Source organism: Arthrobacter sp. T572, from assembly GCF_056780115.1.
The window spans coordinates 2,423,992-2,449,742 of the sequence record NZ_JBRAZQ010000002.1 but is presented as its reverse complement, the minus strand read 5'-3'; the positions used below and the strand labels follow the sequence as shown (position 1 = coordinate 2,449,742).

The following is a 25,751-nucleotide window of genomic DNA, read 5'->3' as shown; positions in this document are numbered from 1 at the left end:
CTTTCTACAGGAAACGGATGACTGCGGGCCAAGTGTTAGCCGCGGATGTCATCAAAGAGGACAGTGGAGATGTAACGTTCACCGAAGTCACACACCACAGCCACAATCAGCTTGCCCTTGTTCTCGGGACGCTTGGCCAGCTCCAGGGCGCCCCAGACGATCGCACCGGAGGAGATGCCGCCCAGGATGCCTTCGCGCGCACCGAGGTCGCGGGCCACGCGGACGGAGTCCTCGAGGGTTGCGTCCAGGACTTCGTCGTAGACGTTGGTGTCCAGGATTTCGGGCACGAAGTTGGCGCCGATGCCCTGGATCTTGTGGGGGCCGGGGGCGCCGCCGTTGAGGATCGGGGAGTCCTTCGGTTCGACGGCCACGATCTGGACGCCGGGCTTGCGTTCCTTGAGGACCTGGCCCACGCCGGTGACTGTTCCACCAGTGCCGACGCCGGCCACGAAGATGTCTACCTCGCCGTCGGTGTCTTCCCAGATTTCTTCTGCCGTGGTTGCACGGTGGATTGCCGGGTTGGCCTCGTTGGCGAACTGCTGTGCCCAGATCGAGTTCTCCGTGTTGGCGACGATTTCCTGTGCCTTCTCCACGGCACCGCGCATGCCTTCGGAACCGGGGGTCAGGACGATCTCCGCGCCGAAAGCACGCAGCATGACGCGGCGTTCAGTGGACATGGTCTCGGGCATGGTCAGGATGACCTTGTAGCCGCGGGCAGCGCCCACGAGGGCAAGGGCGATTCCGGTGTTGCCGGACGTACCTTCAACGATGGTTCCGCCCGGTTTCAGGGCACCGGACTTTTCTGCAGCATCAACGATTGCCACGCCAATGCGGTCCTTGACGCTGTTGGCCGGGTTGTAGAACTCAAGCTTCACCGCGACGGTGGCCTCAAGCCCCTCGGAGAGCCGGTTCAAGCGGACCAGCGGGGTGCGGCCGATCAGCTGTGTGACGTCGTCGTAGATCCTTGCCATGAAATATTTGCCTATCTCTCAAGAGGAATGCTGAGGTCAGCCTAACCAGCGGCGGCGAAACCCTGCTAAGCACTAAGCCATGCAGAGTAATATTTCCTGGCCTTGGCAAGCTTCGGGTTAATAATCACCTGGCAGTAGCCCTGGTAGGGGAACTTTGCGTAGTAATTCTGGTGGACTTCCTCTGCTTCATAAAAGTCGGGCAGCCGCGTCACCTCAGTGACGATCGGATCGGACCACAGGGACTGGGCACGCTCAATGGCGTCCTCGAACAGGATCTTCTCTTCCGTGGTCGAGTAGAACATGGACGAGCGGTACTGGGTGCCCACGTCATAGCCCTGTCGATTCAAGGTGGTGGGATCGTGCAGGGCGAAGAACATGTCGAGGATGACTTCTTCCGGAACCACTGTTTCGTCGAAGGTCACGGCAACCACCTCGGCGTGCCCGGTGGTACCGGAGCACACCTCGTAGTAGTCGGGATTTGGAAGATGGCCACCTGTGTAGCCGGATACAACCGAGCTGACGCCACGGGTCTTCTGGTAAACGGCATCGAGGCACCAGAAGCAGCCGCCGCCAAGTACGAAAGTTTTCATGATCTCTTCAATGGCTCGGAGGGGGTGATGATTCCCGCAACACCTTACGGGACCATGACGGACTCATCAGCCCGCGCCGTGCTTTGCCCGTAGTCGGACCCTGACCGAATCGGTCCAGTAGGTAAGAATAAAGGTATGGAAGCAGTAGACACCGCCCTTTCCAACGGGGACTCCGGCGATGAGGCCGGGACGATCGAAGCGAATGCCGAACCGACCCTGGGCCAGGTCCTGCTGGCAGTGGAGGAACTCTGGCCCGAATCCCTCGCAGAGGACTGGGACGAAGTAGGCCTTGTTGTGGGGCGTCCGAACACTCCCGTCACCAAGGTCATGTTCGCCGTCGACCCCACACTGGCCGTGATCGATGAAGCGTTGGAATGGGGTGCAGAACTGCTCATTACCCACCACCCGCTGCTGTTGAGGGGTGTGAACTCCGTGGCTGCCACGTCGGCCAAGGGCCTTGCGGTTCACCGGCTCATCGAGGGCGGAACGGGCCTCCTCACCGTCCACACCAACGGCGACTCCGCCGTGGGCGGCGTCTCGGATGTGTTGGCGGACGCGTTCGGGCTGGAAAACGTCACCCCGTTGACGGTCGCTGCGAACGGACTTCCGGAAGAAGGAATCGGCAGGGTGGGCGACCTCCCGGAACTGCAGACGCTCGGTGACTTCGCGGCCCGGGTCTTCGAGATGTTGCCCGCTGTTGCAGGAGGAGTCCGGGTGGCCGGGGACAAGGACGCCCTGGTGCGGAGGGTGGCTGTCTGCGGCGGTGCCGGAGACAGCCTCTTCGATGCTGTGCGGACCCATAACGCGGACGTCTACGTGACCGCGGACATGCGTCACCACCCGGCGTCGGAGGCCCGGGAGGGGGCGGTCAATGGCCGCCCCTACCTGATTGACGTTTCGCACTTTGCCAGCGAATGGCTGTGGCTCCCCGTGGCGGCCGAAGCGCTCGGCAACGTGCTCACGGACCAGGGCTACGACGTCGAGATCCGCGTCAGCACCACCAACAGCGACCCTTGGGACTTCATCCTTACTCCCGGCGGCGACTAGCATCTACAGGACAGGGGCCGGAAGGCCCGCCGGCCTGATCCCCAGTGTCGGCGACTACAGGCGGAGGTAAGCGTGGCGAAAGCAGCACCGGCAGAACAACTGAAATTGCTTGACCTGCAGGGACTGGACGCCAAGCTCAAATCCTTGGCCGGCCGGCGGAAGGTGCTGGAAAACGATCCCCGGATCGTGGACCTCGAAGATGCCCTGCGGGTGGCCCAGGGCGAACTGGGTGCCGCAAAACTTGCCGTGCACGACGCCGAGGCGGAACTTCGACGGTCCGAGGCGGACGTGGAGCAGGTTGCCACGCGCATTGAACGCGACGAGGCAAGGCTGAACAGCGGGACCGGCCTGTCCAAGGACCTGGTGGCCCTGCAGAACGACATCGCTTCACTGACCAAAAGGCGGTCGGATCTTGAGGATATTGAACTCGAAATCCTGGAACGCCTGGACACCCTGCGGGAACGGGAAGCAGCCCAGCAGGCAATCGTGGACGACATCCGGAACTCGTTTGGAAGCATCCGCGCCGAACTCGACCAGGCCATAGCGGAGATTGCGGCAGAGGAAACCACAGTCCGCGGGCAACGGGCGGCCTTCGCCGGATCGCTGGACCAGTCAATGCTGGCCGTCTACGAAAAAACCCTTGCCAAGCGCGGAGTTGGGGCGGCCCGGCTGTTCCATGGCAAGTCCGAGGGTTCCGGGATGACGCTCAGTCCCGGCGACCTCGCGGAAGTGAAGGCTGCTGCCGAAGATGACATCGTCTTCTGCCCGGATTCAGGATGCATCCTGGTCCGTTCCGCGGAGTGGAACTAGCCCTTCAGAATGATGTTGAGGGCATGCGGCTTCCTGGCCGTACCGTCAACAAGCTCTGACGGCCACACTTCACGGGCGGCTTTGAGGAGCTGACCCGGCGTCGCAGGTGCCTTGCCCCTGCGCGTCAGAAGGTGACGGGCGAGCTCGCCCCGCGTGTGCTTGGCGAAGTGGCTCACCACCGTGCGCTTGCCGTTTGATTCGCTGAAGACGTTGACGGCAACCGTCTGCTGAGCCGGCGGCATCCACGCGGCCGCGTAGGTGCTCGAACGGCAGTCAACCACGAGCTCACCTTCCGCCCTCCCGGCGAGGGCGGCACCCAGTTGGGGCTTCCAGTAAGAGGCGAGGCGTCCGACGTCGGGCAGTGCCGTTCCCATGGACAGCCGATAGGCAGGCACGTGGTCGCCAAAGCCGATGGCACCCCAGAGGGCGGAGACGACCAGGATCGTTTCGGTCGCCTTGCGGCGCTGCGTCGGAGTCATTGAGTCATAGCCCAGAGCGTCATAGAGCACGCCGGAGTAGACCTGGTGCGCCGGTGCGGCCGGTTCCGCATGCAGCCGTGTATTGCGCTCGACGTCCTCACGCAGCGAAGCGCCGACGCCGAGGAGGGCGAGTGCGTCCTCATGCGCACTGACCGTACCCAGCGCCTCCAGGACTTTGGCCCGGGAAGGGTTCAATTCCGGAAAGCTCAGGCTTTCCCATTCGACGGCGGGGCCTGGGGCGGCGGGCGTCTTGCCTTCGGAAGGCGGGAGGAGAATCAGCACCCGTCGATATTACCGGTGACAGGACGGCCGGCTGACGCCGGTAGACTGTAGGGCGGATGGGTTGACCAGGCGGTCGCGCGCCACGCAAGTGGCTCGAGGAACGTCCGGGCTCCGCAGAGCAGGGTGGTGGGTAACGCCCACTCGGGGCAACCCGCAGGCCAGTGCCACAGAAAACAGACCGCCTGCGCGGTCCGATGCCAGCATCGGCGCAGCAGGTAAGGGTGAAACGGCGGTGTAAGAGACCACCAGCTCCCCGGGTGACCGGGGAGGCTAGGTAAACCCCACCCGGAGCAAGGCCAGACAGGACACGTTCGAGGGCTGCTCGCCCGAGTGTCCGGGTAGGCCGCTGGAGGGCGTCGGCAACGGCGTTCGTAGATGGATGGCCGCCACTCCCGTGCCGGTAACGGCACGGGATGACAGAACCCGGCGTATCGGTCAACCCATCCACTACAAGGGGTCGTTTCTCCCGCGAATCCGGGGGTTTGAGTATTTGTCATACTGCGTTAGCCTTTGTCGGGCGTCGGGCCCTATACGACAGAAGCTGTCACGTTACAAGTCAAGTTAATCGAAACGATTGAGTTGCAGATAGCCTGCACCTCATGGGGCCATTTGGTACAGCTGCAGACAGCGACGAAACATCTCAATCCACCCACGACGGCGCGCAGGAACTCCCTGCCACGTGCCCCGTGTGCGGCGCAATGCGCTGGCTGTGTGAATGCACGGGTTTTGAAGAACCGGACATGGAGAACATCCTGATCCGGGGACGCGTGTCCTGCGTAACGTGCGGAAGGAACACCACAGAACAGCCGTGCGTGGACCACCAGCCGCGCGCGTGGGTGGCTTACCTGGCGGAAAACCATCCGGGCGCCGGGTAGCCGTTCTTGTGCCGGGAGTGTCCGCCTGAAGGGCCGTGTGAGTGACTTCACGCTTCGCGACGGCCCATCTACCTTCCGCCCAGCCTAGAATGGTTACTGAACGTAGATGTTCTGCCGCCTGGCCTGCGTTCGCAGCCGGCGGTTTTTCTCTGCAATCGTTCACAGCGTTCCGGGCAGACCGAAGCCCGTGATGCTTGTGCCGCAGGATTACTCCCGGCGGCCATCGCCATCTGCATACGAGGACGTATGTGGTTGACCCAAGGAAGGTAGTTCTGTGAGCCAGACGTCAGATTCTTGTCTTGATAAGTGGATGGGCCGGGAGGCTCTCGCTGAGGCGATGATTCCGGTTATCGGCCGGCTGTACCGGGAAAACAACGTGGTCACCAGCATCCACGGCCGGAGCCTGATCAACAAGTCGACCATGAACATCCTCAAGGCCCACCGCTTTGCGCGCCGGATGAGCAACACCGAGCTTCAGTTGGAGGAGACAGCTCCCTTGCTCAATGCCCTTGCCGGGCTTGACCTTGGCGCGGCAGCGATCGATATTGCACGGCTCACGGAGAAGTTCCGTGCAGAAGGCGAAGGCACCTCGCTGGATGCCTTCCTTCGCGCCGAACTCGCGGAAATCGTCGGCAAACGCGGCGCCGACGACCGCACGAGCACCGATGTCGTCCTCTACGGTTTCGGCCGTATCGGCCGCCTCCTTGCCCGGCTGCTGATCGAAAAGGCCGGTGGCGGTCATGGTCTCCGTCTTCGGGCAATCGTGGTCCGCAAGGGCGCGGACAATGACCTCGTCAAGCGTGCAAGCCTGCTGCGCCGCGACTCGGTACACGGATCCTTCGAAGGAACCATCCGAGTGGATGAAGAAGCCAACACGATCACGGCCAACGGTGTACAGATCCAGGTCATCTACTCGGACAACCCCGCCACGGTCGATTACACTGCATACGGCATCAAGGACGCCCTGGTGGTGGACAACACCGGACGTTGGCGTGACGCTGCCGGCCTGTCCCAGCACCTGCAGAGCAAGGGCGTCGCCCGCGTTCTCCTGACAGCGCCGGGCAAGGGCGAGCTGAAGAACATCGTTCACGGCATCAACCAGGGTGACATCACCAATGACGACAAGATCGTGACCGCTGCCTCGTGCACGACCAATGCGATCACTCCGGTCCTGAAGGCGATCAACGACAAGTTCGGCATCATCCACGGCCACGTCGAGACCGTCCACTCCTTCACCAACGACCAAAACCTGATCGACAACTTCCACAAGGGTGACCGACGGGGCCGTTCCGCGGCGCTGAACATGGTGATCACCGAGACCGGTGCTGCCAAGGCCGTGGCCAAGGCGCTGCCGGAACTCCAGGGCAAGCTGACCGGCAATGCCATCCGCGTCCCCACGCCCGACGTTTCCATGGCTATCCTCAACCTCAATCTTGAGAACGGCACCACCCGCGAGGAAGTCAATGACTACCTCCGTGAGATGTCGTTGCACTCATCGCTGCGCAAGCAGATCGATTACATCGACTCCCCGGATGTCGTCTCCACCGACTTTGTGGGCTCCCGTCGGGCGGGCATCGTCGACGGCCTGGCCACCATTTCCAACGACAAGAACCTGGTTCTCTACGTTTGGTACGACAACGAGTTCGGTTACTCCTGCCAGGTTGTCCGGGTCATGGAAGAGATGGCTGGCGTGAACCCGCCGTCCTTCCCGGCCCGCGACGTCGTGGCACCCATCGCCGTGCTCGAAGGCGTCAACGCTTAGACACGCAAGTCCATGATCGGTTTCCCGGCTGGGTCTCTGGCCTCAGCCGGGAAACCTGATCACAATTGGTTCATGGAAAATGAATCAACACTCGAGCACGAAACCACCCTGGAGCACGCCCTCGACGTCGCCAAGGCCAACCAGAAGCAAGCGCAGAAGCTTCTTGACCAGGCCATCAAGGCTAACGCCAGCGGGGACGTCACGGACGAACGCGTGGAACAACTTCGAGGCTTGCTTGCCGTAGCCAACGAAGACCTCCAGCGGGTCATGCGCGAGCAATAACCCGAGGTGTGCCCCGATCTGCAGGGTGACTTCTCCTGCACACTGTGGATACCGGCTCCGGCTGTCAGTGCCTTGTCCTAGTCTCAAAGGACATCGCCACACTGACAGGACGGAGCCCTTTGAGTATCACCTGGTCTGCCTATCGCCGGGCACGCCGCCGCTCGCGGCAAGCATGGACCATCCTCGTACTGCTCGCCGGCGGCATGGTCGGGAGCCTTGGCTGGTTCTTCACAACGGGCCAGTTCACTGTTGCGGACCCATGGGTAAGCGGACCCCGGGAGGCTCCGGTCTTCAACCCGGAATGGATGAAACCGTTGCCGGGTGCAGCAACCATCCCTCCTGGCAGTGCCATGGCCGCGTTGGACAGCCTTGAAGTAAAGGGTCGCGCACAGGGCAATGATTATGACCGCGCGGCTTTTGGGCAGGCCTGGTTCGATGCCGACCGGAATGGCTGCGATACCAGGAACGACATCCTGCGCAGGGACCTGACCGGTGTGGAGTTCGCCGCTGATTCCTCCTGCCTGGTAGCTGGTGGTGCGTTCCAGGAGCCGTATACGGGAGAACATGTGACGTTTCGCCGCGGTCAAAACACCAGTGCTGCGGTCCAGATTGACCACATTGTGGCGTTGGCTGACGCCTGGCAGAAGGGCGCCCGGCGGTTGAGCGTCCAAGAGCGGCAACAGCTTGCCAACGACCCCCTTAACCTTGTGGCTGCCGACGGCCCGGAGAATGTCAAAAAGGGTGCCGGCGATGCCGCCACATGGCTGCCGCCCAACAAGAACTTCCGTTGCCACTACGTTGCCCGGCAGATATCTGTAAAGGCGGCCTACAAATTGTGGGTTACGCAGGCCGAAAAAGACGCCATGAAGCGTGTGCTGGCCAGTTGCCCGGAGCAGCAGACACTTCACAGGCAGAGGTGACCGTGCCCCAGTTGCCAGGTGCCGCCGTCGTCGATCCGCTCCAGCACTACGCGCTGAAGGGACGTGTCCCGGGGGAGTTGTTCGAGGTTGTCGAGGCCCCGTTGCCTGAACGTGAAGTACACCGCATCCGTCGGGGCATCAGTGCAACGATCCACGGTGAAGCGGCGTGCGAAGGAGGCGATATTGCTTCCCGGCAGGTGCCCGGCCAGATAGGGATCGAGCATCCAGGAATCACAGGTTGCAACCGGAGCGGGCTTGTCGGGAAAGTAGCGGGGAAAGAAAGCCCGCGCCTCGGCAAAGCTGGCATCCACCAAGGCGGGGGAGAGGCTGCCGTCTTCGGGAATGTGCACGCCCAACTCCCAGCCGGAGGCTCCGACAGCCGTGTCACGTTGCAGGGGCACCAGATGGAACTGCAGCCGGCCAAGCCGGAACAGGTTGCCCGCCATGTGAAGGGTCATCCAGCCCCACGTATCCAGCCCAAACCGGCCATGGACCCTGCGGTTGATACGAAGCTGGAGTCCCAGGTCCGCCAGGGTGGCAGCTGAGATGTCAGGGGGGATTCCCAAGCTGCTGTGATACCTGTGCACCTCCGGGGCGAACCGCAGGAGCGCTTCGATCCACTCCGTCTCGTCCGCCCCGCTGCCGGGCGCATCGCCTTGGGGAAAGGTTCCCAAGCGTTCACGCAGGGTTGTGAGTGCGCACAGAACGCCGGTGCTTGGTTCCCCGGACAGGAGTTTGCTGCACTCCGTGGCATCAGGCCCGACGATATCCAGGAGATCGAAGAGCTCTTTCTGCGAATCGGTCATGCTTGCCCCGGCCTTCCCATCCTCGTCGCCATGGATCAGTGACCGAACGGATCCGGATCCACCCCGGGCATCCACGTCAGGCCCGGAACGCCCCATCCGTTTCTCTTGGCCTGCTTCAGCGCCTTCCTGGCGTAGCGGTCCACCAGCCGGTTGATGTAGAGCTTGCCGTCAAGGTGGTCGTATTCATGCTGCATGACACGGGCGAACCAGCCCGTGGCTTCGAAGTCCACGGGATTGCCGTGGCCGTCAAAACCCTGTACCCGGGCCCACTCGGCGCGTTGCACTGGATAGTGCTCGCCGGGAAAGGACAGGCAGCCTTCCACGTGGTCGTCCGGATCGGGCATCGCGCCGGATACTTTGGACAGGGTCAGCACGGGATTGACCAGCACCCCCTGCTCGGGAGCGTTGTCGTCGTTGGCGTACTTGTAAACAAAGATGCGCTTGCCGACGCCCACCTGGGGCGCTGCCAAGCCGACGCCGTTGGCTGCGTCGTTGGTTTCGAACATGTCATTGATGAAGCTGCGCAGCTCATCATCGAAGACTTCGACTTCGCTCGCCCGACGGTGCAGTACGGGTTCTCCCCAAATGGTGACCGGCAGGACTGTCATGTCAGTACATCCTCATTCGTTCGAAAGTAGCCCAAACAACACAAAGGCCGCACCGGATTACCGGTGCGGCCTTTGGGGAAACCGGCTTATCAGCCAATTCCGGTGGGGTGAGCGACGGGGGTTGAACCCGCGACCTCCTGGACCACAACCAGGCGCTCTGCCAACTGAGCTACGCCCACCATGTGCCTGTGACGGCTAGTCCGTTTGACTGGCTCTCCGTGAAGGCAACGACAAATAGCTTACCTGCTGTTTTGGGGTGCAATGTCCACTTTTGCCCGTTTCGACGAAAAAAACTTCGAAAATGGTGCAGATCACATCTGTTTCGGAGCCCCGAGGGTTGCCGCGGTGGCAGTGATGCCCTGCGAAATGCGCTGCGCGGTAGCCGTGTCCGGTCCGGGGGCCGGGACAAAAACGGCTTCCCGGTAATAACGGAGCTCATCGATCGAGTCCTTGATGTCCCCGAGTGCGCGATGGCCGCCGTGTTTGGCCGGTGATTGGAAGTAGGCGCGGGGGAACCAGCGGCGGGACAGTTCCTTGATGGTGCTGACATCAATGACGCGGTAGTGCAGGTGCTCCACGACGTTCGGCATGTCCCGGGCCAGGAACATACGGTCCGTGCCGACGGAGTTACCGCCCAGGGGTGCCTTGCGGGGATCCGGAACCCACTTCTCGATGTACTCCAGCACGAGCGCCTCGGCCTCCGCCATCGTCTTGCCCTGGGGAAGCTCATCGAGGAGCTTTGACCGGGTGTGCATATCCCGGACGAAGTCGTTCATCTGCTCAAGGGCTGCGTCATCGGGCTTGATGACCACGTCCACACCATCGCCGAGGATGTTGAGTTCTGAATCCGTGACGAGGGCTGCGACCTCGATGAGGGCGTCATTCTTAAGGTCAAGGCCGGTCATTTCGCAGTCGATCCACACGATGCGTTCATTAGTAATAGGCACGCGCCTAGCCTATCGTTCGGCAGGTTCCAAGTGCTCCGATGGTACGATTTTTGAGCGCGGCAGTGTCGTTTCTACCTGCTGTAAAAAAGCCCCCAGCCCTTCAGATTCCTGTCCCGAAGCATTCGGGCCAACGATTGGATAAAACCACATGACGGTGCCTGTACCCGCCGACCACAAGGCAGGGTTGGAAGCGCCGCCCGCGGAAGCAGCAGCGGCCGAGGTGGACAACGCCCGGTCCCCGCTGATTGCCGGATTCGTTGGTTCCATGTTCCTGGTGTTCGGGTCGCTGGGTGTGGGCTGGCTTGCGCCGGTGTCGGAACTGCGCCGCCTGCCGCTGTTTATCTGGATGCGGACAGAGGGCGTCGGGGTAGGCCTCTCCATCGTCCTGCTTGCCGTTGGCGGCATGCTGTTGGTCCGGGCCTGGTTGCGCTTGGGCCAGCGTGTTCGGGTCTGGGGCCTGGAAGCCCGCAAAGCGACGCTCCAGGCCGTGGTCGCGTGGGGTCTGCCCATGATGTTCACGGTTCCGCTGTTCAGTCGTGACGTCTACGCCTACATCGGCCAGGGCCGGCTGATGGTGGAAGGCATGAATCCCTACGAGAACGGGATTTCTGCCCTGCCCAACTACTTCCAACTGGGTGCAGACAAGATGTGGACCGAAGCGCCGGTTCCCTACGGGCAGTTCTTCCTGTGGATCGAGCAATTCGTGGTCTGGGTGACCAATGTGCACCCCGAGGCTTCCATCATGCTGTTTCGTCTGGTGGCCCTGGCGGGCGTGGTGCTGTGCATCATCTACGTACCCAAACTGGCTGAGCTCCACGGGGTGAACCCGCACCGGGCGCTGTGGCTCACTGCAGCGAATCCGCTCTTCCTGACGAACTTCATCGCCAGTGTCCATAATGATGCCCTGATGATCGGGCTGGCCTTGGCCGGCCTGTACTACTGCGCCACCCGCAGGGTCATCCTCGGCATTGTCCTGGTGACACTTTCCATCTCGGTGAAGCCGATTACTGTGGTCTTCCTGCCCTTCATCGGACTCTTGTGGGCAGGCAAAGGAGCATCCTGGCCCCGCAAGTTCCTGTACTGGTTCCTCACTGCTGCCCTCACATTCGGCCTCCTCTACGCCATGAGCCTGGTCAACGGCTTCGGCTTTGGCTGGATCAAGGGCCTCTCGGCTCCGGGCAGCGTTTGGATCTGGTATGCGCCTGTCGGGTTGATCGGCCTGATTGTGGCGTCCATTTTCAATGTCTTCGGCCTGGACGGCTGGGGCATGGCCAAGTGGGTCTACGATGCCGGCAAGCTGCTGATGGTGGCGGCCATCGCCTGGCAGGTCTTCAGGGGCGACCACGACAGGCTGATGCGCCGCCTCACACTTGCTTTCGCCGCGATCGTGCTGCTCGCACCCATGATCCAGTCCTGGTATGTGGTCTGGCTGATACCCCTGTTCGCCGTGACGGGGATTCGAAACGACTGGCAGGTCAAGGCGGTGTACTTCGTGGTCTCCTTCTTTATGGTCTATGCCATCTCGGACCAGCTGGACGTCTTCCCGTACCTCCAAAGCGAAGACCTTGGGTTGGCCCTCACGCTGGCGCGCAATGCAGCCGCCATCATCGCGCTCCTCTTCGCTGTCTACTTGATCTTTGTGGATCCCAAGACGAAGAGCCTGTTCCGCAAACGGGACGAGCCCGGACTGCGCCCCATTATCTGAGCCTGGTGGCCGAAACCGCGGTCCCTGAGGAAAGCAGGCGGAGGGCTTCCCGGCGGGACAGGGGGCTGAGGGCTGCCATGTGGGTGTCGGCAAATGCCCGCACCCAGCCGGGATCCGTCTTACTGTATTCGCGCAGCGCCCAACCAATGGCCTTGCGGATGAAGAACTCCTTGTCCTGGAGGTTTGGCTCAATGACTGCAGACAGCAAGCGCGTATCCGTAGCAGATTTGGCAGCCAGCTGGGACGTGATGGAGGACCTCCGGATCCACATGTCCGGGTCTTTGGACCACTGAAGCAACAGGGGAGTCATGGTCTCCTTGTTGGCCTGGAGCAGGGCACAGATCCTGGGTGCCACACCGTCCACCAAGTCCCACCATGCACCGGTCCTGATGATCTCCTCATACACCGGCACCATTCCCGGATCCCCGCTGACCAGCCGCGCTCCGGTGAGGTCGATGGCCGCATAGCGTTCTTCCCTTGCTTCGGCTGTGCGCCACAACTCGAGGACTGCCTGGCGAAGGTCGTCAGGAGTCTTCACCGGATGATGTTTGAGGGCTGCCTTGGTGATTCTTCTAACGTCAGGTACGCGGACGCCCCAAGAGGGCATTTCCGACTTCATGTACGCTTGCGCACCCCTTGCGCGCTCTGCATCCCCGGCGGCCTTCAAGGTGGTTCGGATGTCCTCGACCAATCTTCCGGTGTCCATGGCTACACTCTAGGACCCGTTCCGCAGGGGACCTGCCACGTGGCCACAGCATCCACCTCAACCCATGGCGTCCACCAGTTCACCTGTGGTTGTGTCCAGTATGAGGCCGGCCGGTACGTCGTCGGGGTCCGTGTTCCCGGTGGATTCGTCTTCAAGCGGGAGGCTGCTTCCTCCAGTGTGCTGATCGTCCGGAGCTGCGCCGTCCGGGTTTTCCGCATCCCATGGCACGTCTTCCCTGGGTTGGTCAGACGCCGCTCCACTGGGAGTTTCCGACGGTGTGCCTTGTGCGGGTCCTGCAGCGCCGTTCATCCGCGTGAAGTTTGCCGAACCCCACATGAGGTCATGGCCCACGGATTCGGCGTCTACCTCCGCCACGTGGTAGATGCGGCCCTCATGCTCCCACTGCCGCAACCGGAGCCTGCCTGTGACCATGACGCGTTGTCCCTTCTTGATGCTGCACCCCACGTGTCCGGCCAGGTACCGGAACGCCTGGATCGTGTACCAGTTGGTGTGTCCGTCCACCCAGGAATTGCTCGCCCGGTCATACCTCCGTTCAGTTGTTCCGAGCCGAAAGGAGGCAGTGGATGTTCCGTGGGTGGTCGTGGAGCTCCTGACGTCAGAGGCAACAAATCCCCGGAGTGTAATGGTGTCGTTCATGATGGTCCTTCCTTTTGTAGGCGAGTGCCGGCTGGCTATTTCAGCTTCCGGCACGCCGGATAGTCCGGGCAGGGGCCAGATGGTGTATGTGTAAAAAGCGCGTTGTGGAGGACGGGTGGCGGTGGCCCGGCACGGAGCGATTGCACTGTAAACTCTTTGTGGCGCCAGCGGCCGCGACACCGTTGCGGCACCGGATGCCCCAGTAGCTCAGGGGATAGAGCAGCGGCCTTCTAATCCGCCGGTCGGGGGTTCGATTCCCTCCTGGGGCGCCGAGTCCCCCGGATCCACCTGGATCCGGGGGATCACTTTTCAGGAGTCATTGCCGAGTGACATTGGGGGAAGCGCGTGTGGCATAAGCACAGCATGGGCGGCAGGGCCAAGAAGCCGGCCCTGATTTCCATCCTTCTTGCCGGTGCGGTGACGCTGGCAGCGTGCTCCGGCACGGTGCAAAGCAGCGCGTCCACAGGCCCGGACGGCGTGCCTGCGGTGCAGCCACCGGCTTCCGCGGAGGTCCCGGTGACCGCCGAGGTCCCGGCACGCTCCCTGGAAAGCACCTCGACGGACGTGGCAGCAACCGCCACGGCGATGGAAAGAACCCTCAAGGACCTGGTGTCCGCCAACCCGAAACCGGACCGGCAGGCCGTTCGCACCGCGTTGGCGGCCGCAGGCGTGCCCAATGATGCCATCGAGGTATCTGCAAGCCGGACCCCTACAGGGCTTGATGTTGACGCCATGGAAGCCGCCGCCTTGTCCGGTGAAGAGTGCGTCGTTGGCCAGATCCGCGATGGAGCCGTGACCGTCACGGTCCTGCCGGTCCTTTCCACAGGGAAGTGCTTCATCGGCGACTCGCGGTAGCCGCTGGCAACCCGGAGCGCACGACGACCGTCCCGCCGCAGTGGCCGAATGTGAGTTCCAGCCGCCTAGCCACTAGATTTAAGGGCATGGCGGAATTCATTTACACGATGACCAAGGCCCGAAAGGCCGTTGGCGACAAACTTATTCTGGACGATGTCAGCATGTCGTTCTATCCAGGCGCGAAGATCGGCGTCGTTGGCCCGAACGGTGCCGGCAAGTCCACCATCCTGAAGATCATGGCAGGACTGGACACCCCTTCAAACGGCGAGGCCCGCCTGAGCCCCGGTTACACCGTGGGCATCCTCTTGCAGGAACCGCCGCTCAATGAGGAAAAGACGGTCCTCGGCAACGTCCAGGAGGGCGTCGGCGAGATCTACGGCAAGATCCAGCGGTTTAACGAAATCTCCGAGGAGATGGCCAACCCGGATGCCGATTACGACACCCTGCTCGAAGAAATGGGCAAGTTGCAGGAAGCCATCGACGCGGCCGACGCCTGGGACATCGACTCCCAGCTCGAGCAGGCCATGGACGCACTGCGCTGCCCGCCGGCCGACGCCGATGTCACTGTGCTCTCCGGTGGTGAACGCCGCCGTGTGGCACTGTGCAAGCTGCTCCTGCAGAAGCCGGATCTCCTCCTCCTGGACGAGCCGACCAACCACCTGGATGCCGAAAGCGTGCTCTGGCTTGAGCAGCACCTCTCCAAGTACCCGGGCGCCGTCCTTGCCGTGACCCACGACCGCTACTTCCTGGACCACGTTGCCGAGTGGATCGCGGAGGTCGACCGTGGCCACCTCTACCCGTACGAGGGCAACTACTCCACGTACCTGGAGAAGAAGAAGGCCCGCCTGGAGGTCCAGGGCAAGAAGGACGCCAAGCTTGCCAAGCGCCTCACCGAGGAACTCGAGTGGGTGCGTTCCAACGCCAAGGGCCGCCAGACCAAGTCCAAGGCCCGTCTGGCACGGTACGAGGAAATGGCCGCAGAAGCAGAGCGGACCCGCAAGCTGGACTTCGAGGAGATCCAGATCCCGCCGGGACCCCGCCTGGGCAACCTGGTCATCGAGGCAAAGGATCTCAAGAAGGGCTTTGACGACCGTGTCCTCATCGAGGATCTGTCCTTCTCTTTGCCCCGCAACGGCATCGTTGGCGTGATCGGTCCCAACGGTGTGGGCAAGTCCACGCTGTTCAAGACGATCGTCGGGATGGAACCGCTCGACGGCGGCGACCTCAAGATCGGTGACTCGGTCAAGATCTCCTACGTCGACCAGTCCCGCGGCGGCATCGACCCGAACAAGACGCTGTGGGAGGTCGTGTCCGACGGACTTGACCACATCCAGGTCGGCCAGGTGGAAATGCCCTCCCGCGCCTACGTCTCTGCCTTCGGGTTCAAGGGCCCGGACCAGCAGAAGAAGGCCGGAGTGCTGTCCGGTGGTGAACGCAACCGCCTCAACCTGGCCCTGACCCTTAAACAGGGCGGAAACCTCCTGCTCCTTGACGAACCAACCAACGACCTCGATGTCGAAACCCTGAGCAGCCTCGAGAACGCACTTCTTGACTTCCCCGGCTGTGCAGTTGTGGTCTCGCACGACCGGTGGTTCCTGGACCGGGTGGCAACCCACATCCTGGCTTACGAGGGCGATGACGAGAACCCCTCCAAGTGGTACTGGTTCGAGGGCAACTTCGAATCGTACGAGGAAAACAAGGTGGAGCGCCTCGGCCCGGATGCGGCCAAGCCGCACCGCGTCACGCACCGCCGCCTGACCCGCGACTAAGCACCAAAAGCGATGAAAATGGCCGCCCCGCAAGGGGCGGCCATTTTCGGGTTTCAAGCGAACTGCGTCAGGGAATCCTGACCATGCCTTCCTGCGCCACGGTTGCCACGTGGTGGCCCTCCCGGTCGAAGATCCGGCCGGTGGCCAGCCCCCGGGCGCCCTGTGCGCTGGGTGACTCCTGGACATAGAGCATCCATTCATCCACCCGAACGGGCCGGTGCCACCACATGGCATGGTCCAAGCTGGCCACGCTCATTCCGGGGGTCATCCAGGACAGCCCGTGTTTGCGGAGGATGGGTTCCAACAGGGTGTAGTCGCTGGCAAAGGCCAGTGCTGCGCGGTGAAGGTTGGGGTCATCCGGCAGGGGTCCCATGGTCTTCATCCACACTGCGTTGGTCGCAACGTGTTCGCGCGGCGGGTTGACGTAGAGGGCGGGGTCCACGTGCCGGACATCGAACGGACGCTCCGAGGACATATGCCGGGCCATGGGATGGTCAAAATGGGACAGCAACTCGGCGGTGCTGGGCAGGGACTCGGGGTCCGGGATGCCTTGGGGCATGGCCGCCTGATGGTCGAGGCCTTCGTCCTCCACCTGGAACGAGGCAATCATGGAGAGGATCGGGACCCCGTCCTGGTACGCGTGGACGCGGCGTGCAGAGAACGACCTGCCGTCACGGAGCCTTTCGACGCCAAAGGTGATGGGCTTGTTGGCATCGCCCGGCCGGAGAAAGTAGCCGTGCATGGAATGCGCCACGCGGTCATTGTCCACGGTACGCATGCCGGCCATCATGGACTGCGCCAGGACCTGCCCGCCGAAGACCCTGTGGCGGGGTTGTTTCTGTGAGGGCCCAAGGAAGATGTCCTCGTTGGTCCGGGCTCCATCGAAGTCGCCCAGGTCCAGCAATCCAATCAGTATCTCCATGGGATCGCCGGTGGAGGTGTCCACCTCGACGCCGGCGTTTGTGTCAGTCATGGTTCGACTCTAGACGGCGCCCTGAGCCCTCTCAACCGAGGACATGCCGGTAGAGTCGATGATGTGACCGACGTTTTGACCCAGTCTTTCCGCTTTACCGATCCACGCGACCTGACCGATCTCCGGACGTATATCATGCGGGCCAAGAGCATCGATGACGGCGCGATCCGGCTTCAGGCATCCGGACAGGTGCTGGCAGCCTACGTCTGCGTTTTGCGGCCGCGGATTCTCGGTGAGTCCACGCCCACCATCCTCGGCCTGCGCACCATGGCCTTGGCCGAGCCCGCGCAGGCCGACGCCACCGTCAGCCTCGCCTCGGTGATGGACCGGTTGGCCCGGTCCGGTGAGGGAGACGTTGAGTTGCCGGTTCCACCTGCAACGGTCTCCGAATCGTGGGCGGGCGTCAGTGCCCCGCGCAGCGGCTGGGAGGCACTCGGCACGCTCTCCGACGATTTCCTCCGGACCGCTGCCGAGTCGGGGATGGCCGAAGTGGCAGGCGTGGTGCCCGCCATGGCGGGGGCCGCCGTCGTGAATACTGCCCGTGCCGCGGTTTGGGGGCGGGAACTCGAGGGGCAGCCCGGGCTGCCGGCCGGCGCCGCTTTCGCGGCGTTCGCCTTGGGCTTCCTGGGCGGGGGCAGCCATCAGGTGTTCCGGAACGGCCGCTGGTTCCGCCTCAGCGGATCCCGCGGGCACGTCCTGGTCCGCACCGGCACCGGCCTTGGCTTGACGGGCCGGGAGTCAGCCCGCTGAGGGACTGTTCACCATGGTCAGCGCTGCGCGTTCCATGTAATCCCACAGGGTGCCCTCGTGCAGGGGCGAGAGCCCCAGGGAATCCACGGCGGTCCTCATGTGGAAGAGCCAGCGGTCTTTGGCCTCGGGGGTGACCCGGAACGGCATGTGCCGCATGCGCAGGCGCGGGTGCCCGCGTTCCTCGCCATAGGTGGTGGGGCCACCCCAGTACTGTTCCAGGAACATGAGGAATCGCCGCTTGGCCGGTTCGAGGTCTTCTTCCGGGTACATGGGCCGCAGCAGCGGGTCCTGCGCAACGCCGTCGTAGAAGACATCGATCAGTTTCACGAACGTGTCGTGGCCACCGACGGCTGCGTAGAAACTGTCCGTGTAGGCCGGTTGGCTGAAGGGGTCGTTCTGCATCAACTGGCGTCGGGGTCCCGCCGCCGGTCCTGCCGCTGCCGGTTGCCGGCCCGCAGTCATGTCACTCATTTGCCTTCTCCTCGGGCTTCTTGGCGGATCCGGTGGCTGCCCCGGCTCCGGCGGGAACAGCGGTTGCGTGGCCGTCGTCGCCGGATTCCGGTGTTTCCAGGGGAACGTAGTCGCCTTGGGACCTGTTGCCGACGCGGAGGATTTCGCCGTTCCGGAGGTACCAGATGGCGCCGTCCTCGGCCCGGACACGCGTAATCCGCAGGCCTACGGATTCAACGGTACCAATGACTTCGCTGGTGACGATCACGTCGCCGATTCCGTATTGGTCTTCGATGGTGATGAAGATTCCGGCGAGGAAGTCGCGGATCAGCTGTTGCGCGCCGAAACCGATGGCTACACCGAGGATGCCGACGCTGGTGAGCAGGGGAGCGACGTCCACGTTCATGAATTTGAGGACGTAGATGATCACGATGACCACCACGATCACGCTGACCAGGCTGGTCAGCAGCGAACCGATGGTTTGCGCCCGCTGCGACCGGCGTTCATGGTCCAGTGCCCTGATGGCGGGCTGCACCCATTTGAAATGCGGTTTCTTGAAGAACGAGCTGCCGGAGGCAACCCTCCGTGTGATGCGCAGGATGATGAAGCGTGCCACGGTCCACACCAGCAGGCCAACGCCCACTGTGATGAGGATCGAGACTACATCGATCTTTTCCGGTTCAATCGTGAGGGTTTCCATGGGAGGGAAGAAGGTCAAGGTGTGCAAGCTCCTTGTCGTCGGCCCGTGTTCGCCTGGCGCGGAACACTCTGTCCACCATTAACCCTATCGCCGTAGCGTAGCCGCATGCGCATCCTCGTCCTGGGCGGTACCGCCTTCCTGTCCGCCGAAATCGCCCGGCAGGCCGTGGCCGCCGGGCACGAGGTCACCTGCCTGGCCCGGGGTACTTCGGCACAAGCGCCCGACGGCGTAGCCTGGGTCCGCGCGGACCGCGCCTTGGGTTCCGCCGTCTTTGACGGGCTCGCAGGCCGCCGTTGGGACGAAGTGGTGGAGGTGTCACGGGACCCTGTTCAGGCAAGGGTGGCCCTTCAGGCCCTGGGCGCGGATGCCGGCCACTGGACCTTCGTCTCCAGTTGCTCTGTTTATGCTGACCATTCGGTTCCGGGCGCTGCCGAAGACTCGGCGCTGCTCAAGCCCCTGCCGGAGGATCAGGCCGGGACGCCGGAGACCTATGGCGAATCAAAGTCCGCGATTGAGCGAATGACCCGGGACCTGGTGGGGGAGAAGGCCCACATTGTCCGGTCAGGGTTGATCGGGGGACCGGGTGACGCTTCCGACCGCTACGGCTACTGGCCTGCACGGTGCGCCCAGGGTGCGGAACGTCCTGTGCTGGTGCCCGACATTGCCGGTGATCCCACCCAGATCATCGATGTGCGCGACCTCGCCTTCTGGGTCATTGACGCTGCCGTGCGCGGGCTGGCGGGCTCCTTTAACGCCCTTGGGGACGTGGTGCCTTTTGGCGACTACCTGGAGGCTTGCCTGCGTTTGGCCGAGGACCGGCCCCACGTGGTGACGGCGCCGGAAGAATGGCTTGCTGACCAGGGTGTCGGGTACTGGTCGGGTCACGATTCGTTGCCGCTGTGGCTGCCGCCGGGGCATGAGGGATTCCAGGCCCGCAGCAACGACGCTGCGCGGGAACAGGGCATGGTGTTGCGGCCCTGGCGGGAAACCCTGCGGGACACCCTCGCCGATGAGCGGCTGCGGGGACTCGGCCGGGACAGGAAAGCCGGGCTGTCACCGGGTACGGAAAAAAGGCTCGTGGCACTGATGCCCGCCTGACAGCGTCAGGCAACTGCCGCCGTCGTCACGGGCTCGTGGCGGACCGGGAAGTTGACGCTGCGCGCTATGAAGCAGACCTGGTTGGCTTCGTGGTGCAACTGCGCCATGAGCTCGGCATGGGCGGGATCCACGACTGCCACGTGCGGCTTCAGCGTGACGCTTTCGAACTGGCCGCTGCCGTCGCGGTTGAGTTTCATGAGCCCTTCGGCGTGGTCCTCATAGGCCGTGACCACAACGCCGTGCTTGACCGCCACATGAAGGAAGGACAGCATGTGGCACTGCGACAACGCCGCCAACAGGAGTTGCTCCGGGTTGTAGCGTGACCGGTCGCCATGGAAGGTGGGGTCCGAAGAACCCTGCAACGTGGGCAATCCCGGGATTTCGACGTCGTGGTCGCGTGAGTACCCGCGATAGCTGGACGTTCCCCCGCCGAGGTTTCCGGTCCAGCGGACGGTCAGCGCGTAGTGGTGTTCGTTCAGGCCCATGCGGACAGTCTGCCACTTATTGGAGACTGTCCGCAGGACCTCAACGTCTCAGGCGTCGGCAGCCCTGGCCCGCAGGGCGCGTGCCACCGCATCGCGGTTCTCCAACATCATGCGGCGCAGTGCCGCACTCTCCTCCGGCAGGCCGGCAAGGAACCGGTCGGTACGGTCCACGGTGGCCTGCGTGGTGAGCTGCGCCGGGTAGAGCCCCACCACGATCTGCTGTGCCAGCGCATGGGTACGTTCCTTGACGATTCCCGGCACGGCGTCGAAATACTTCCCGGCATACGGCTCCAGCAGCGCGGTATCGGCAACCCTCATGAAACCTGCGACGGCGGATGCCTGGAACGCGTTGGACAGCTCGCCCTTGACCACGATCGAGTCCCAGGCTGCGGCTTTGGCTTCCGGGGTGGGGATGGCTGCCTTGGCCTGGGCTGCAGCGTTCTGTCCGTTGGAGGTGTTGTCCCGGGCCAGTTCCTCGTCGATGCGCTCCTGTCCTTGCCGTCCGCCGGCAACCAGGGCAGTCAGGAGCTCCCAGCGCATGTCCTGGTCCACGGTCAGCCCGGCCAGGGTATCGGTGCCGTCAAGGAGTTCCTGGATCCGGTCGAGCTGGTCCCCGCTGCGGGCCAGTTGCGCAAAGGACTTGGCAAACTGTAGCTGGGCATCCGAGCCCGGTTCAACCTGCGACGCCAGGTCCCAAAGCTTTCCGGCCGCCTCCGTGGTGGAGTGGAGCTTATGCTCTTCGGCGACGAAGTATGTCAGTGCCGTGGCCAGTTGGCGCAGCTGGACCAGGATCACGGAGGAGTCCGTTTCGTGCGCAATGTTGGCCAGGATCAGGTCAACGTACCCACGGGCCGGTGTTTCGCCGTCGCGCGCGGCGTCCCACGCCGAGCCCCATACGAGTGTGCGGGGAAGGCTGGCGGCGAAGTCCTTCAGGTGTTCCTTGGCCGTGGCCCACGAGTCCGGGTCCAGCCGCACCTTGGCATAGGCGAGGTCGTCGTCATTAAGCAGCACCAGGTCCGGACGCTTGAGGCCCACCAGTTCCGGCACCTCGGTCCGGGGACCGTCAACGTCGAGTTCTTCACGGTGGGTGCGTTCGAGTTTTCCTTCAGGAGTCCTGCTGTAGAACCCCACTGCGAGGCGGTGGGGGCGCAGGGTGGGGTGCTCGTCGATGGCGGTCTGGTTGATCGCGAAGCCGGTAATGGTGCCCTCAGCATCTGCATCGATGGCGGGAGAGAGCGTGTTCACCCCCGCTGTTTCCAGCCATAGCCTGCCCCACCGGTCAAGGTCGCGGCCGCTGGCTGCTTCCAGTTCCACCATGAGGTCTGCCAGTTCGGTGTTGCTCCACGCGTGCTTGCCGAAGTAGGCCCGCACTCCGGACATGAACTGTTCAGGACCAACCCAGGCCACCAGTTGGCGCAGGACGGATGCTCCCTTGGCATAGGTGATGCCGTCGAAGTTGACCTCAACGTCCTGGAGGTCGTTGATCTCGGCAAAGATCGGGTGGGTGGTGGGAAGCTGGTCCTGCCGGTACGCCCAGGACTTCTCCACCGAGGCGAACGTCGTCCAGGCCCGGTCGAATTCGGTGTTCTCCACGGCTGCCAGGTGCGACATGTACTCGGCGAAGGATTCGTTCAACCAGAGATCGTTCCACCAGCGCATGGTCACCAGGTCACCGAACCACATGTGGGCCAGTTCGTGCAGGACCGTGATGGCGCGGCGTTCAACCTGTGCCTCCGTGACTTTCCCGCGGAAGACATAGCCCTCAAGGATGGTGACGGCGCCGGCGTTCTCCATGGCTCCGGCGTTGAATTCGGGGACGAAGAGCTGGTCGTACTTCTCGAACGGGTACGGACACCCGAACTGCGCTTCGAAGAACTCGAAACCCTGACGCGTCAGTTCGAAAATGTTGTCGGCATCCAGGTACTGCATCAGGGACTTGCGTGCGAAGACGCCCAACGGGACAGTGCGGCCGTCGCTGCTGGTCACTTCGGAGCGGACGGACTGGTAGGGCCCGGCGATGAGCGCGGTGACATAGGACGACAGCCGCGGTGTCGGAGCGAACTTCCACACGGAACGGGCTGATCCGTCTTCCCCCGCGTCTGCGGGTTCCGGTGCAGGTGTCGGGGAATTTGAGATGACATCCCAGTGGGCCGGTGCAGTGATGGTGAAGGTGAAGGAGGCCTTCAGGTCCGGCTGCTCGAAGACGGCGAACATGCGCCGGGAGTCGGGAACCTCGAACTGCGTGTAGAGGTATACCTCGTTGTCCACCGGGTCGACGAACCGGTGGAGTCCTTCGCCGGTGTTCATATACGGGGCATCGCTGACAATCGTCAGTTCATTGTCCGCCTCCAGGGCGGGCAGGCTGATCCGGACGCCATCGGATACCTCGGCAGGGTCCAGTTGCCGGCCGTTGAGCGTCACGCTGTGGACAGTTTCGGTAATGGCATCAATAAACGTTGAGGATCCCGCGGTGGCGGAGAACCGCACCACGGTTGTCGATCCGAAGACGGTGGCACCTTTGGTGAGGTCCAAAGTGACGTTGTAGGACTCGACGTTGAGTATCGCAGCGCGCTGCGCAGCTTCTTCGCGCGTCAAATTCAGGCCTGGCAAGATGCCTCCAGAGTGGTCGGGGTGGCAGGCCGGGCTGTTCCGGCCTCAGTGTGAAGCCATTCTTTCACTCCACGCGGTGATGGCAAGGAGGCGGCGTCCCGGTGTCGCTGGTTCGGAGTAGCGTTGGATCATGGGAACGTTCCGCGATTCATTGGATATCCGGGCCCTGCGGTTTGCAGTGGTCTTTCCGTTGTTGCTGGCCGGCGGCTTTGTTGTCTGCGCCCAACTGCTGCGGAACAGCTTGCCGGAGCCCGTTGCGGTCATGTGGAATTCCGACGGCGGAAGCTCGTTTGCGCCTTTCGGCGCCTACGTTTCAGGAGGCGCAGCCCTGATCACCCTCGTCGGCTGGATCGCGTTTTTCCAGGCTGTTCCCGTTTCCCGTCCGGTCATCATGCGGCGGGTCATGATGGGGATGGGCCTGCTGGTGAGCTTGTTCGTGACAGCTGTCCTTGCCGCCGGGCTGGTGGGGCAGTCGGGTGCCGTCGACGCCCGGTCCACGCACGTTGACCCCGTCATCCTTGCCATGGGCAGTGGTGCCGCCGTGGCACTCAGCGTCGTCATGATGATGGCCTTCAAGCCCGACCCGCGATGGACGAGGGAGGACGACCAGGCGCTGGAAACTGCAGCCTTGCTGGCTGCCGACCCGGACCTTGCACGGGACAGCCTGAGGATGTGGGTCCATGCCCGGAGCTCGGTCTTCATCATGATCATCGTTGCAGCGGTCTTTCCTGCCGTCCTCATTGCGGTTGCCCTTCCCTGGCTGGGTGCCCTCCTGGTGGTTGCCGCGCTGGTCGGGGCCGGCTTCCTCTTTGCCCGGGTACGGGCGGACAGGGGAGGCCTGCAGGTCTTCGCCGGGGGAGTCGTACGCGTCCTGACCGTTCCCGCCGTCGACATCGCTGCTGCCGCCCCTACCGACGTGAAGGCTGCGGACTACGGCGGTTGGGGCTGGCGCCACCATGACGATGCCACTGCCATGCTGGTCAGCAGCGGGCCCGCTGTGGTGGTGCGGAAGCTGAACGGGCGGCGGGTCGCGCTCAGTGCCGGCACGGCGGCAGCGGCCGACAACATCGCCGGAATACTCAACCGGGCCGCGGAGAGGGCCCACCGCGGAGGAGAACCCGGGCAGCCGGGGTCGCGGTAACCTAGGTAGCGCATCCCTCCCCACCGCGCCCCGGCAAGGATCCGGACCAGCGCACTCGAAAGAAACGGACTTCCTGTGACTAAACCCCGCGTCCACATCGCCACGGACCACGCAGGCATGGAACTCAGCGCCCACCTGGTCAGCCACCTCACCGCCCAGGGCTACGACGTGGTGGACCACGGTCCCAAGGAATACGACGCGCTGGATGACTACCCCTCGTTCTGCATCAATGCAGGTGAGGCAGTGGTAGCGGACCAGCAGCAGGGGATCCACGCGCTCGGAATCGTCCTGGGCGGCTCCGGCAACGGCGAACAGATCGCCGCCAACAAGGTCAAGGGCGTACGCGCTGCCTTGGCGTGGAACCTCTCCACGGCAAAGCTGGCCCGCGAACACAACGACGCCAACGTCATCGCCGTCGGCGGCCGTCAGCACAGTGTCGAGGAAGCCACCGGGCTTATTGAGGCGTTCCTCCAGGAACCGTTCAGCAATGACGAGCGCCACGTCCGCCGCATCGGCAAGATTGCCGTCTACGAAACCACCGGCGAGATCGTCCAGTAGTGCCCGAAGGTCATTCCGTCCACCGGCTGGCCCGGCAGTTCCAGGACGTGTTCGCCGGAGAGCGCCTCCAGGTCAGCAGCCCCCAGGGGCGGTTTGCCGAAGGCGCTGCCCTCCTGGACGGGCACGTCCTTGAGGAAGCCATGGCGCACGGCAAGCAGTTGTTTCTGCAGTTCGGGAACGGCCTGTCCCTGCACGTGCATCTGGGGCTTTACGGTGCATGGAGCTTCGGCGGCGACAGTTCGTTCACGGGCGCCTCAAGCATCGGTGCGCCCCGCCGGATCGGAGAACGCGAGACCGGTCCGGCGGGGTACGAGCCTGTCTACACGGGGCCGCCGCCACCGGTTGGTGCCGTGCGTGTCCGGCTGGTATCCGGCCATGGATGGGCGGACCTTCGAGGAGCCACCACGTGCGCTGCCATCACGGCGGACGACGTCCGGTCTGTCCTTGACCGCCTGGGGCCGGATCCGCTGCGGAATCTGCCAGGTGACCGGGAGGAGTTCGTCCGCAGGCTCCGACGGCGCAAAACGGCGGTCGGCCTGCTGATGATGGACCAGTCGGTGCTGGCCGGCGTCGGCAACATCTACCGTGCGGAAGTGCTGTTCCGGCAGGCTGTTGATCCCTGGACCCCGGGCACGGCGATCGACGCCGAAACGGCCGGCAGGCTGTGGGATGACACTGTCTCCACCATGTCCGACGGTGTCCGTGACGGCAGGATCGTCACCACGCCTCCGAGGCTCTGGACCGGGGGCCACGGCAGCGCGCCCGACGCCGATGCCCACTTTGTCTACAAGCGGCAGGGTCTGCCCTGCCGGGCATGCGGAACGCTGGTGGGCATGACTGAGATTGGTGCGCGGAAACTCTATTGGTGTCCCGGCTGCCAGGTTTGAGCCGCAACGGGTGGTAGTTAACGCAGAA

The 25,751-nt window shown here is 63.4% G+C and carries 26 protein-coding genes, 2 tRNA genes and 1 other RNA gene; 15 read left to right on the top strand and 14 right to left on the bottom strand.

Annotation, left to right across the window (positions count from 1 at the left end):
• Positions 1-35: 35 nt before the first annotated feature.
• The gene (gene cysK / locus ACUYMZ_RS12545; protein WP_442423623.1) at positions 36-971 is read right to left on the bottom strand and encodes a cysteine synthase A; all 936 of its coding nucleotides are present in this window, start codon (positions 969-971) and stop codon (positions 36-38) included.
• A gap of 65 nt (positions 972-1,036) precedes the next feature.
• Complete coding sequence (gene msrA / locus ACUYMZ_RS12540; protein ID WP_481603644.1) at positions 1,037-1,561, bottom strand: peptide-methionine (S)-S-oxide reductase MsrA; 525 nt, start codon at positions 1,559-1,561, stop codon at positions 1,037-1,039.
• Between the two features lie 135 nt (positions 1,562-1,696).
• Between msrA and ACUYMZ_RS12535 the strand changes: the two genes are divergently transcribed.
• Together ACUYMZ_RS12535 and ACUYMZ_RS12530 are read left to right on the top strand one after the other, a co-directional pair.
• Positions 1,697-2,608 carry a Nif3-like dinuclear metal center hexameric protein gene (locus tag ACUYMZ_RS12535; RefSeq protein WP_426002982.1) on the top strand — a complete coding sequence of 304 codons (912 nt, stop codon included), beginning with the start codon at positions 1,697-1,699 and terminating at the stop codon, positions 2,606-2,608.
• Between the two features lie 72 nt (positions 2,609-2,680).
• Entirely contained in the window at positions 2,681-3,418 is a 738-nt protein-coding gene (locus tag ACUYMZ_RS12530; protein WP_426002980.1) for a zinc ribbon domain-containing protein, read from the top strand.
• Here the strand turns inward: ACUYMZ_RS12530 and ACUYMZ_RS12525 are convergent.
• Complete coding sequence (locus ACUYMZ_RS12525; RefSeq protein WP_481603641.1) at positions 3,415-4,179, bottom strand: YaaA family protein; 765 nt, start codon at positions 4,177-4,179, stop codon at positions 3,415-3,417. The genes ACUYMZ_RS12530 and ACUYMZ_RS12525 overlap by 4 nt on opposite strands.
• A 57-nt stretch (positions 4,180-4,236) precedes the next feature.
• Between ACUYMZ_RS12525 and rnpB the strand changes: the two genes are divergently transcribed.
• The 4 genes from rnpB to ACUYMZ_RS12505 all read left to right on the top strand — a co-directional run bounded on the left by rnpB (position 4,237) and on the right by ACUYMZ_RS12505 (position 8,018).
• Positions 4,237-4,626: RNase P RNA component class A (rnpB, locus tag ACUYMZ_RS12520), an RNA gene on the top strand.
• A 702-nt stretch (positions 4,627-5,328) separates the two neighbouring features.
• On the top strand, positions 5,329-6,816 hold the full coding sequence (locus ACUYMZ_RS12515; RefSeq protein WP_442423626.1) for a glyceraldehyde-3-phosphate dehydrogenase: 1,488 nt from the start codon (positions 5,329-5,331) through the stop codon (positions 6,814-6,816).
• Between the two features lie 72 nt (positions 6,817-6,888).
• Positions 6,889-7,098 (top strand): hypothetical protein, encoded by a 210-nt coding sequence (locus ACUYMZ_RS12510; RefSeq protein ID WP_426002977.1) that lies wholly within the window; start codon positions 6,889-6,891, stop codon positions 7,096-7,098.
• Between the two features lie 119 nt (positions 7,099-7,217).
• On the top strand, positions 7,218-8,018 hold the full coding sequence (locus ACUYMZ_RS12505; protein WP_481603639.1) for an HNH endonuclease family protein: 801 nt from the start codon (positions 7,218-7,220) through the stop codon (positions 8,016-8,018).
• On the opposite strand, the gene ACUYMZ_RS12500 is transcribed toward ACUYMZ_RS12505, so the two are convergent.
• From ACUYMZ_RS12500 to orn, 4 genes are all read right to left on the bottom strand, one after another.
• Entirely contained in the window at positions 8,003-8,824 is an 822-nt protein-coding gene (locus ACUYMZ_RS12500) for an acyltransferase domain-containing protein (protein WP_481603637.1), read from the bottom strand. The two genes, ACUYMZ_RS12505 and ACUYMZ_RS12500, sit on opposite strands and share 16 nt — an antisense overlap.
• A gap of 35 nt (positions 8,825-8,859) precedes the next feature.
• On the bottom strand, positions 8,860-9,432 hold the full coding sequence (gene def, locus ACUYMZ_RS12495) for a peptide deformylase (RefSeq protein ID WP_426002972.1): 573 nt from the start codon (positions 9,430-9,432) through the stop codon (positions 8,860-8,862).
• 103 nt (positions 9,433-9,535) lie between these two features.
• Positions 9,536-9,611 (bottom strand) — tRNA-His (locus ACUYMZ_RS12490).
• Between the two features lie 132 nt (positions 9,612-9,743).
• Complete coding sequence (gene orn / locus ACUYMZ_RS12485) at positions 9,744-10,379, bottom strand: oligoribonuclease (protein ID WP_442423628.1); 636 nt, start codon at positions 10,377-10,379, stop codon at positions 9,744-9,746.
• Positions 10,380-10,527: 148 nt separating this feature from the next.
• Between orn and mptB the strand changes: the two genes are divergently transcribed.
• Positions 10,528-12,084: a polyprenol phosphomannose-dependent alpha 1,6 mannosyltransferase MptB gene (gene mptB / locus ACUYMZ_RS12480; RefSeq protein ID WP_481603631.1), complete on the top strand. Its 1,557-nt coding sequence runs from the start codon at positions 10,528-10,530 to the stop codon at positions 12,082-12,084.
• On the opposite strand, the gene ACUYMZ_RS12475 is transcribed toward mptB, so the two are convergent.
• Both ACUYMZ_RS12475 and ssb read right to left on the bottom strand, forming a co-directional pair.
• Entirely contained in the window at positions 12,077-12,790 is a 714-nt protein-coding gene (locus ACUYMZ_RS12475; RefSeq protein WP_481603629.1) for a DNA alkylation repair protein, read from the bottom strand. The two genes, mptB and ACUYMZ_RS12475, sit on opposite strands and share 8 nt — an antisense overlap.
• Positions 12,791-12,847: 57 nt before the next feature.
• Positions 12,848-13,447, bottom strand: a complete 600-nt coding sequence (gene ssb, locus ACUYMZ_RS12470; protein WP_426002968.1) for a single-stranded DNA-binding protein — start codon at positions 13,445-13,447, stop codon at positions 12,848-12,850.
• Positions 13,448-13,643: 196 nt separating this feature from the next.
• On the opposite strand from ssb, the gene ACUYMZ_RS12465 reads away from it, so the two are divergent.
• The 3 genes from ACUYMZ_RS12465 (at position 13,644) to ettA (ending at position 16,071) form a co-directional block, all read left to right on the top strand.
• Positions 13,644-13,716: transfer RNA gene (locus ACUYMZ_RS12465), tRNA-Arg, on the top strand.
• A 94-nt stretch (positions 13,717-13,810) separates the two neighbouring features.
• On the top strand, positions 13,811-14,302 hold the full coding sequence (locus ACUYMZ_RS12460; protein WP_481603627.1) for a DUF6993 domain-containing protein: 492 nt from the start codon (positions 13,811-13,813) through the stop codon (positions 14,300-14,302).
• Positions 14,303-14,388: 86 nt separating this feature from the next.
• On the top strand, positions 14,389-16,071 hold the full coding sequence (gene ettA, locus ACUYMZ_RS12455) for an energy-dependent translational throttle protein EttA (protein ID WP_426002964.1): 1,683 nt from the start codon (positions 14,389-14,391) through the stop codon (positions 16,069-16,071).
• Between the two features lie 67 nt (positions 16,072-16,138).
• Here ettA and ACUYMZ_RS12450 read toward each other — a convergent pair whose 3' ends face one another.
• Positions 16,139-17,044, bottom strand: coding sequence for an acyl-CoA thioesterase (locus tag ACUYMZ_RS12450; RefSeq protein ID WP_426002962.1), 906 nt, complete (start codon positions 17,042-17,044; stop codon positions 16,139-16,141).
• A 63-nt stretch (positions 17,045-17,107) separates the two neighbouring features.
• On the opposite strand from ACUYMZ_RS12450, the gene ACUYMZ_RS12445 reads away from it, so the two are divergent.
• A complete protein-coding gene (locus ACUYMZ_RS12445; RefSeq protein ID WP_481603624.1) occupies positions 17,108-17,794 on the top strand; it encodes a DUF8185 domain-containing protein in 687 nt (228 codons plus the stop codon).
• Here the strand turns inward: ACUYMZ_RS12445 and ACUYMZ_RS12440 are convergent.
• Positions 17,783-18,256 (bottom strand): globin, encoded by a 474-nt coding sequence (locus ACUYMZ_RS12440; protein ID WP_426007551.1) that lies wholly within the window; start codon positions 18,254-18,256, stop codon positions 17,783-17,785. The genes ACUYMZ_RS12445 and ACUYMZ_RS12440 overlap by 12 nt on opposite strands.
• A 1-nt stretch (position 18,257) precedes the next feature.
• Entirely contained in the window at positions 18,258-18,944 is a 687-nt protein-coding gene (locus ACUYMZ_RS12435; protein ID WP_426007550.1) for a mechanosensitive ion channel family protein, read from the bottom strand.
• 105 nt (positions 18,945-19,049) lie between these two features.
• Between ACUYMZ_RS12435 and ACUYMZ_RS12430 the strand changes: the two genes are divergently transcribed.
• Positions 19,050-20,042, top strand: a complete 993-nt coding sequence (locus ACUYMZ_RS12430; RefSeq protein WP_442423632.1) for a Rossmann-fold NAD(P)-binding domain-containing protein — start codon at positions 19,050-19,052, stop codon at positions 20,040-20,042.
• A gap of 5 nt (positions 20,043-20,047) precedes the next feature.
• On the opposite strand, the gene ACUYMZ_RS12425 is transcribed toward ACUYMZ_RS12430, so the two are convergent.
• Together ACUYMZ_RS12425 and pepN are read right to left on the bottom strand one after the other, a co-directional pair.
• The gene (locus ACUYMZ_RS12425; RefSeq protein ID WP_481603622.1) at positions 20,048-20,527 is read right to left on the bottom strand and encodes an OsmC family protein; all 480 of its coding nucleotides are present in this window, start codon (positions 20,525-20,527) and stop codon (positions 20,048-20,050) included.
• 48 nt (positions 20,528-20,575) lie between these two features.
• Positions 20,576-23,137 (bottom strand): aminopeptidase N, encoded by a 2,562-nt coding sequence (gene pepN / locus ACUYMZ_RS12420; RefSeq protein WP_481603620.1) that lies wholly within the window; start codon positions 23,135-23,137, stop codon positions 20,576-20,578.
• Positions 23,138-23,267: 130 nt separating this feature from the next.
• On the opposite strand from pepN, the gene ACUYMZ_RS12415 reads away from it, so the two are divergent.
• From ACUYMZ_RS12415 to ACUYMZ_RS12405, 3 genes are all read left to right on the top strand, one after another.
• Positions 23,268-24,278 (top strand): hypothetical protein, encoded by a 1,011-nt coding sequence (locus tag ACUYMZ_RS12415; protein ID WP_426002956.1) that lies wholly within the window; start codon positions 23,268-23,270, stop codon positions 24,276-24,278.
• Positions 24,279-24,353: 75 nt separating this feature from the next.
• Positions 24,354-24,836 (top strand): ribose-5-phosphate isomerase, encoded by a 483-nt coding sequence (locus ACUYMZ_RS12410; RefSeq protein ID WP_442423636.1) that lies wholly within the window; start codon positions 24,354-24,356, stop codon positions 24,834-24,836.
• On the top strand, positions 24,836-25,723 hold the full coding sequence (locus ACUYMZ_RS12405) for an Fpg/Nei family DNA glycosylase (RefSeq protein WP_481603618.1): 888 nt from the start codon (positions 24,836-24,838) through the stop codon (positions 25,721-25,723). The genes ACUYMZ_RS12410 and ACUYMZ_RS12405 overlap by 1 nt, the downstream gene beginning before the upstream one ends.
• Positions 25,724-25,751: the final 28 nt, after the last annotated feature.

What these genes read in the sequence shown, in the direction of transcription:
- cysK (WP_442423623.1), bottom strand. Translation starts at nt 971, where the DNA reads ATGGCAAGGATCTACGACGACGTCACACAGCTGATCGGCCGCACCCCG.
- msrA (WP_481603644.1), bottom strand. Translation starts at nt 1,561, where the DNA reads ATGAAAACTTTCGTACTTGGCGGCGGCTGCTTCTGGTGCCTCGATGCC.
- ACUYMZ_RS12535 (WP_426002982.1), top strand. Translation starts at nt 1,697, where the DNA reads ATGGAAGCAGTAGACACCGCCCTTTCCAACGGGGACTCCGGCGATGAG.
- ACUYMZ_RS12510 (WP_426002977.1), top strand. Translation starts at nt 6,889, where the DNA reads ATGGAAAATGAATCAACACTCGAGCACGAAACCACCCTGGAGCACGCC.
- ACUYMZ_RS12500 (WP_481603637.1), bottom strand. Translation starts at nt 8,824, where the DNA reads ATGACCGATTCGCAGAAAGAGCTCTTCGATCTCCTGGATATCGTCGGG.
- def (WP_426002972.1), bottom strand. Translation starts at nt 9,432, where the DNA reads ATGACAGTCCTGCCGGTCACCATTTGGGGAGAACCCGTACTGCACCGT.
- mptB (WP_481603631.1), top strand. Translation starts at nt 10,528, where the DNA reads ATGACGGTGCCTGTACCCGCCGACCACAAGGCAGGGTTGGAAGCGCCG.
- ACUYMZ_RS12475 (WP_481603629.1), bottom strand. Translation starts at nt 12,790, where the DNA reads ATGGACACCGGAAGATTGGTCGAGGACATCCGAACCACCTTGAAGGCC.
- ssb (WP_426002968.1), bottom strand. Translation starts at nt 13,447, where the DNA reads ATGAACGACACCATTACACTCCGGGGATTTGTTGCCTCTGACGTCAGG.
- ACUYMZ_RS12460 (WP_481603627.1), top strand. Translation starts at nt 13,811, where the DNA reads ATGGGCGGCAGGGCCAAGAAGCCGGCCCTGATTTCCATCCTTCTTGCC.
- ettA (WP_426002964.1), top strand. Translation starts at nt 14,389, where the DNA reads ATGGCGGAATTCATTTACACGATGACCAAGGCCCGAAAGGCCGTTGGC.
- ACUYMZ_RS12450 (WP_426002962.1), bottom strand. Translation starts at nt 17,044, where the DNA reads ATGACTGACACAAACGCCGGCGTCGAGGTGGACACCTCCACCGGCGAT.
- ACUYMZ_RS12440 (WP_426007551.1), bottom strand. Translation starts at nt 18,256, where the DNA reads ATGACTGCGGGCCGGCAACCGGCAGCGGCAGGACCGGCGGCGGGACCC.
- ACUYMZ_RS12435 (WP_426007550.1), bottom strand. Translation starts at nt 18,944, where the DNA reads ATGGAAACCCTCACGATTGAACCGGAAAAGATCGATGTAGTCTCGATC.
- ACUYMZ_RS12430 (WP_442423632.1), top strand. Translation starts at nt 19,050, where the DNA reads ATGCGCATCCTCGTCCTGGGCGGTACCGCCTTCCTGTCCGCCGAAATC.
- ACUYMZ_RS12425 (WP_481603622.1), bottom strand. Translation starts at nt 20,527, where the DNA reads ATGGGCCTGAACGAACACCACTACGCGCTGACCGTCCGCTGGACCGGA.
- ACUYMZ_RS12415 (WP_426002956.1), top strand. Translation starts at nt 23,268, where the DNA reads ATGGGAACGTTCCGCGATTCATTGGATATCCGGGCCCTGCGGTTTGCA.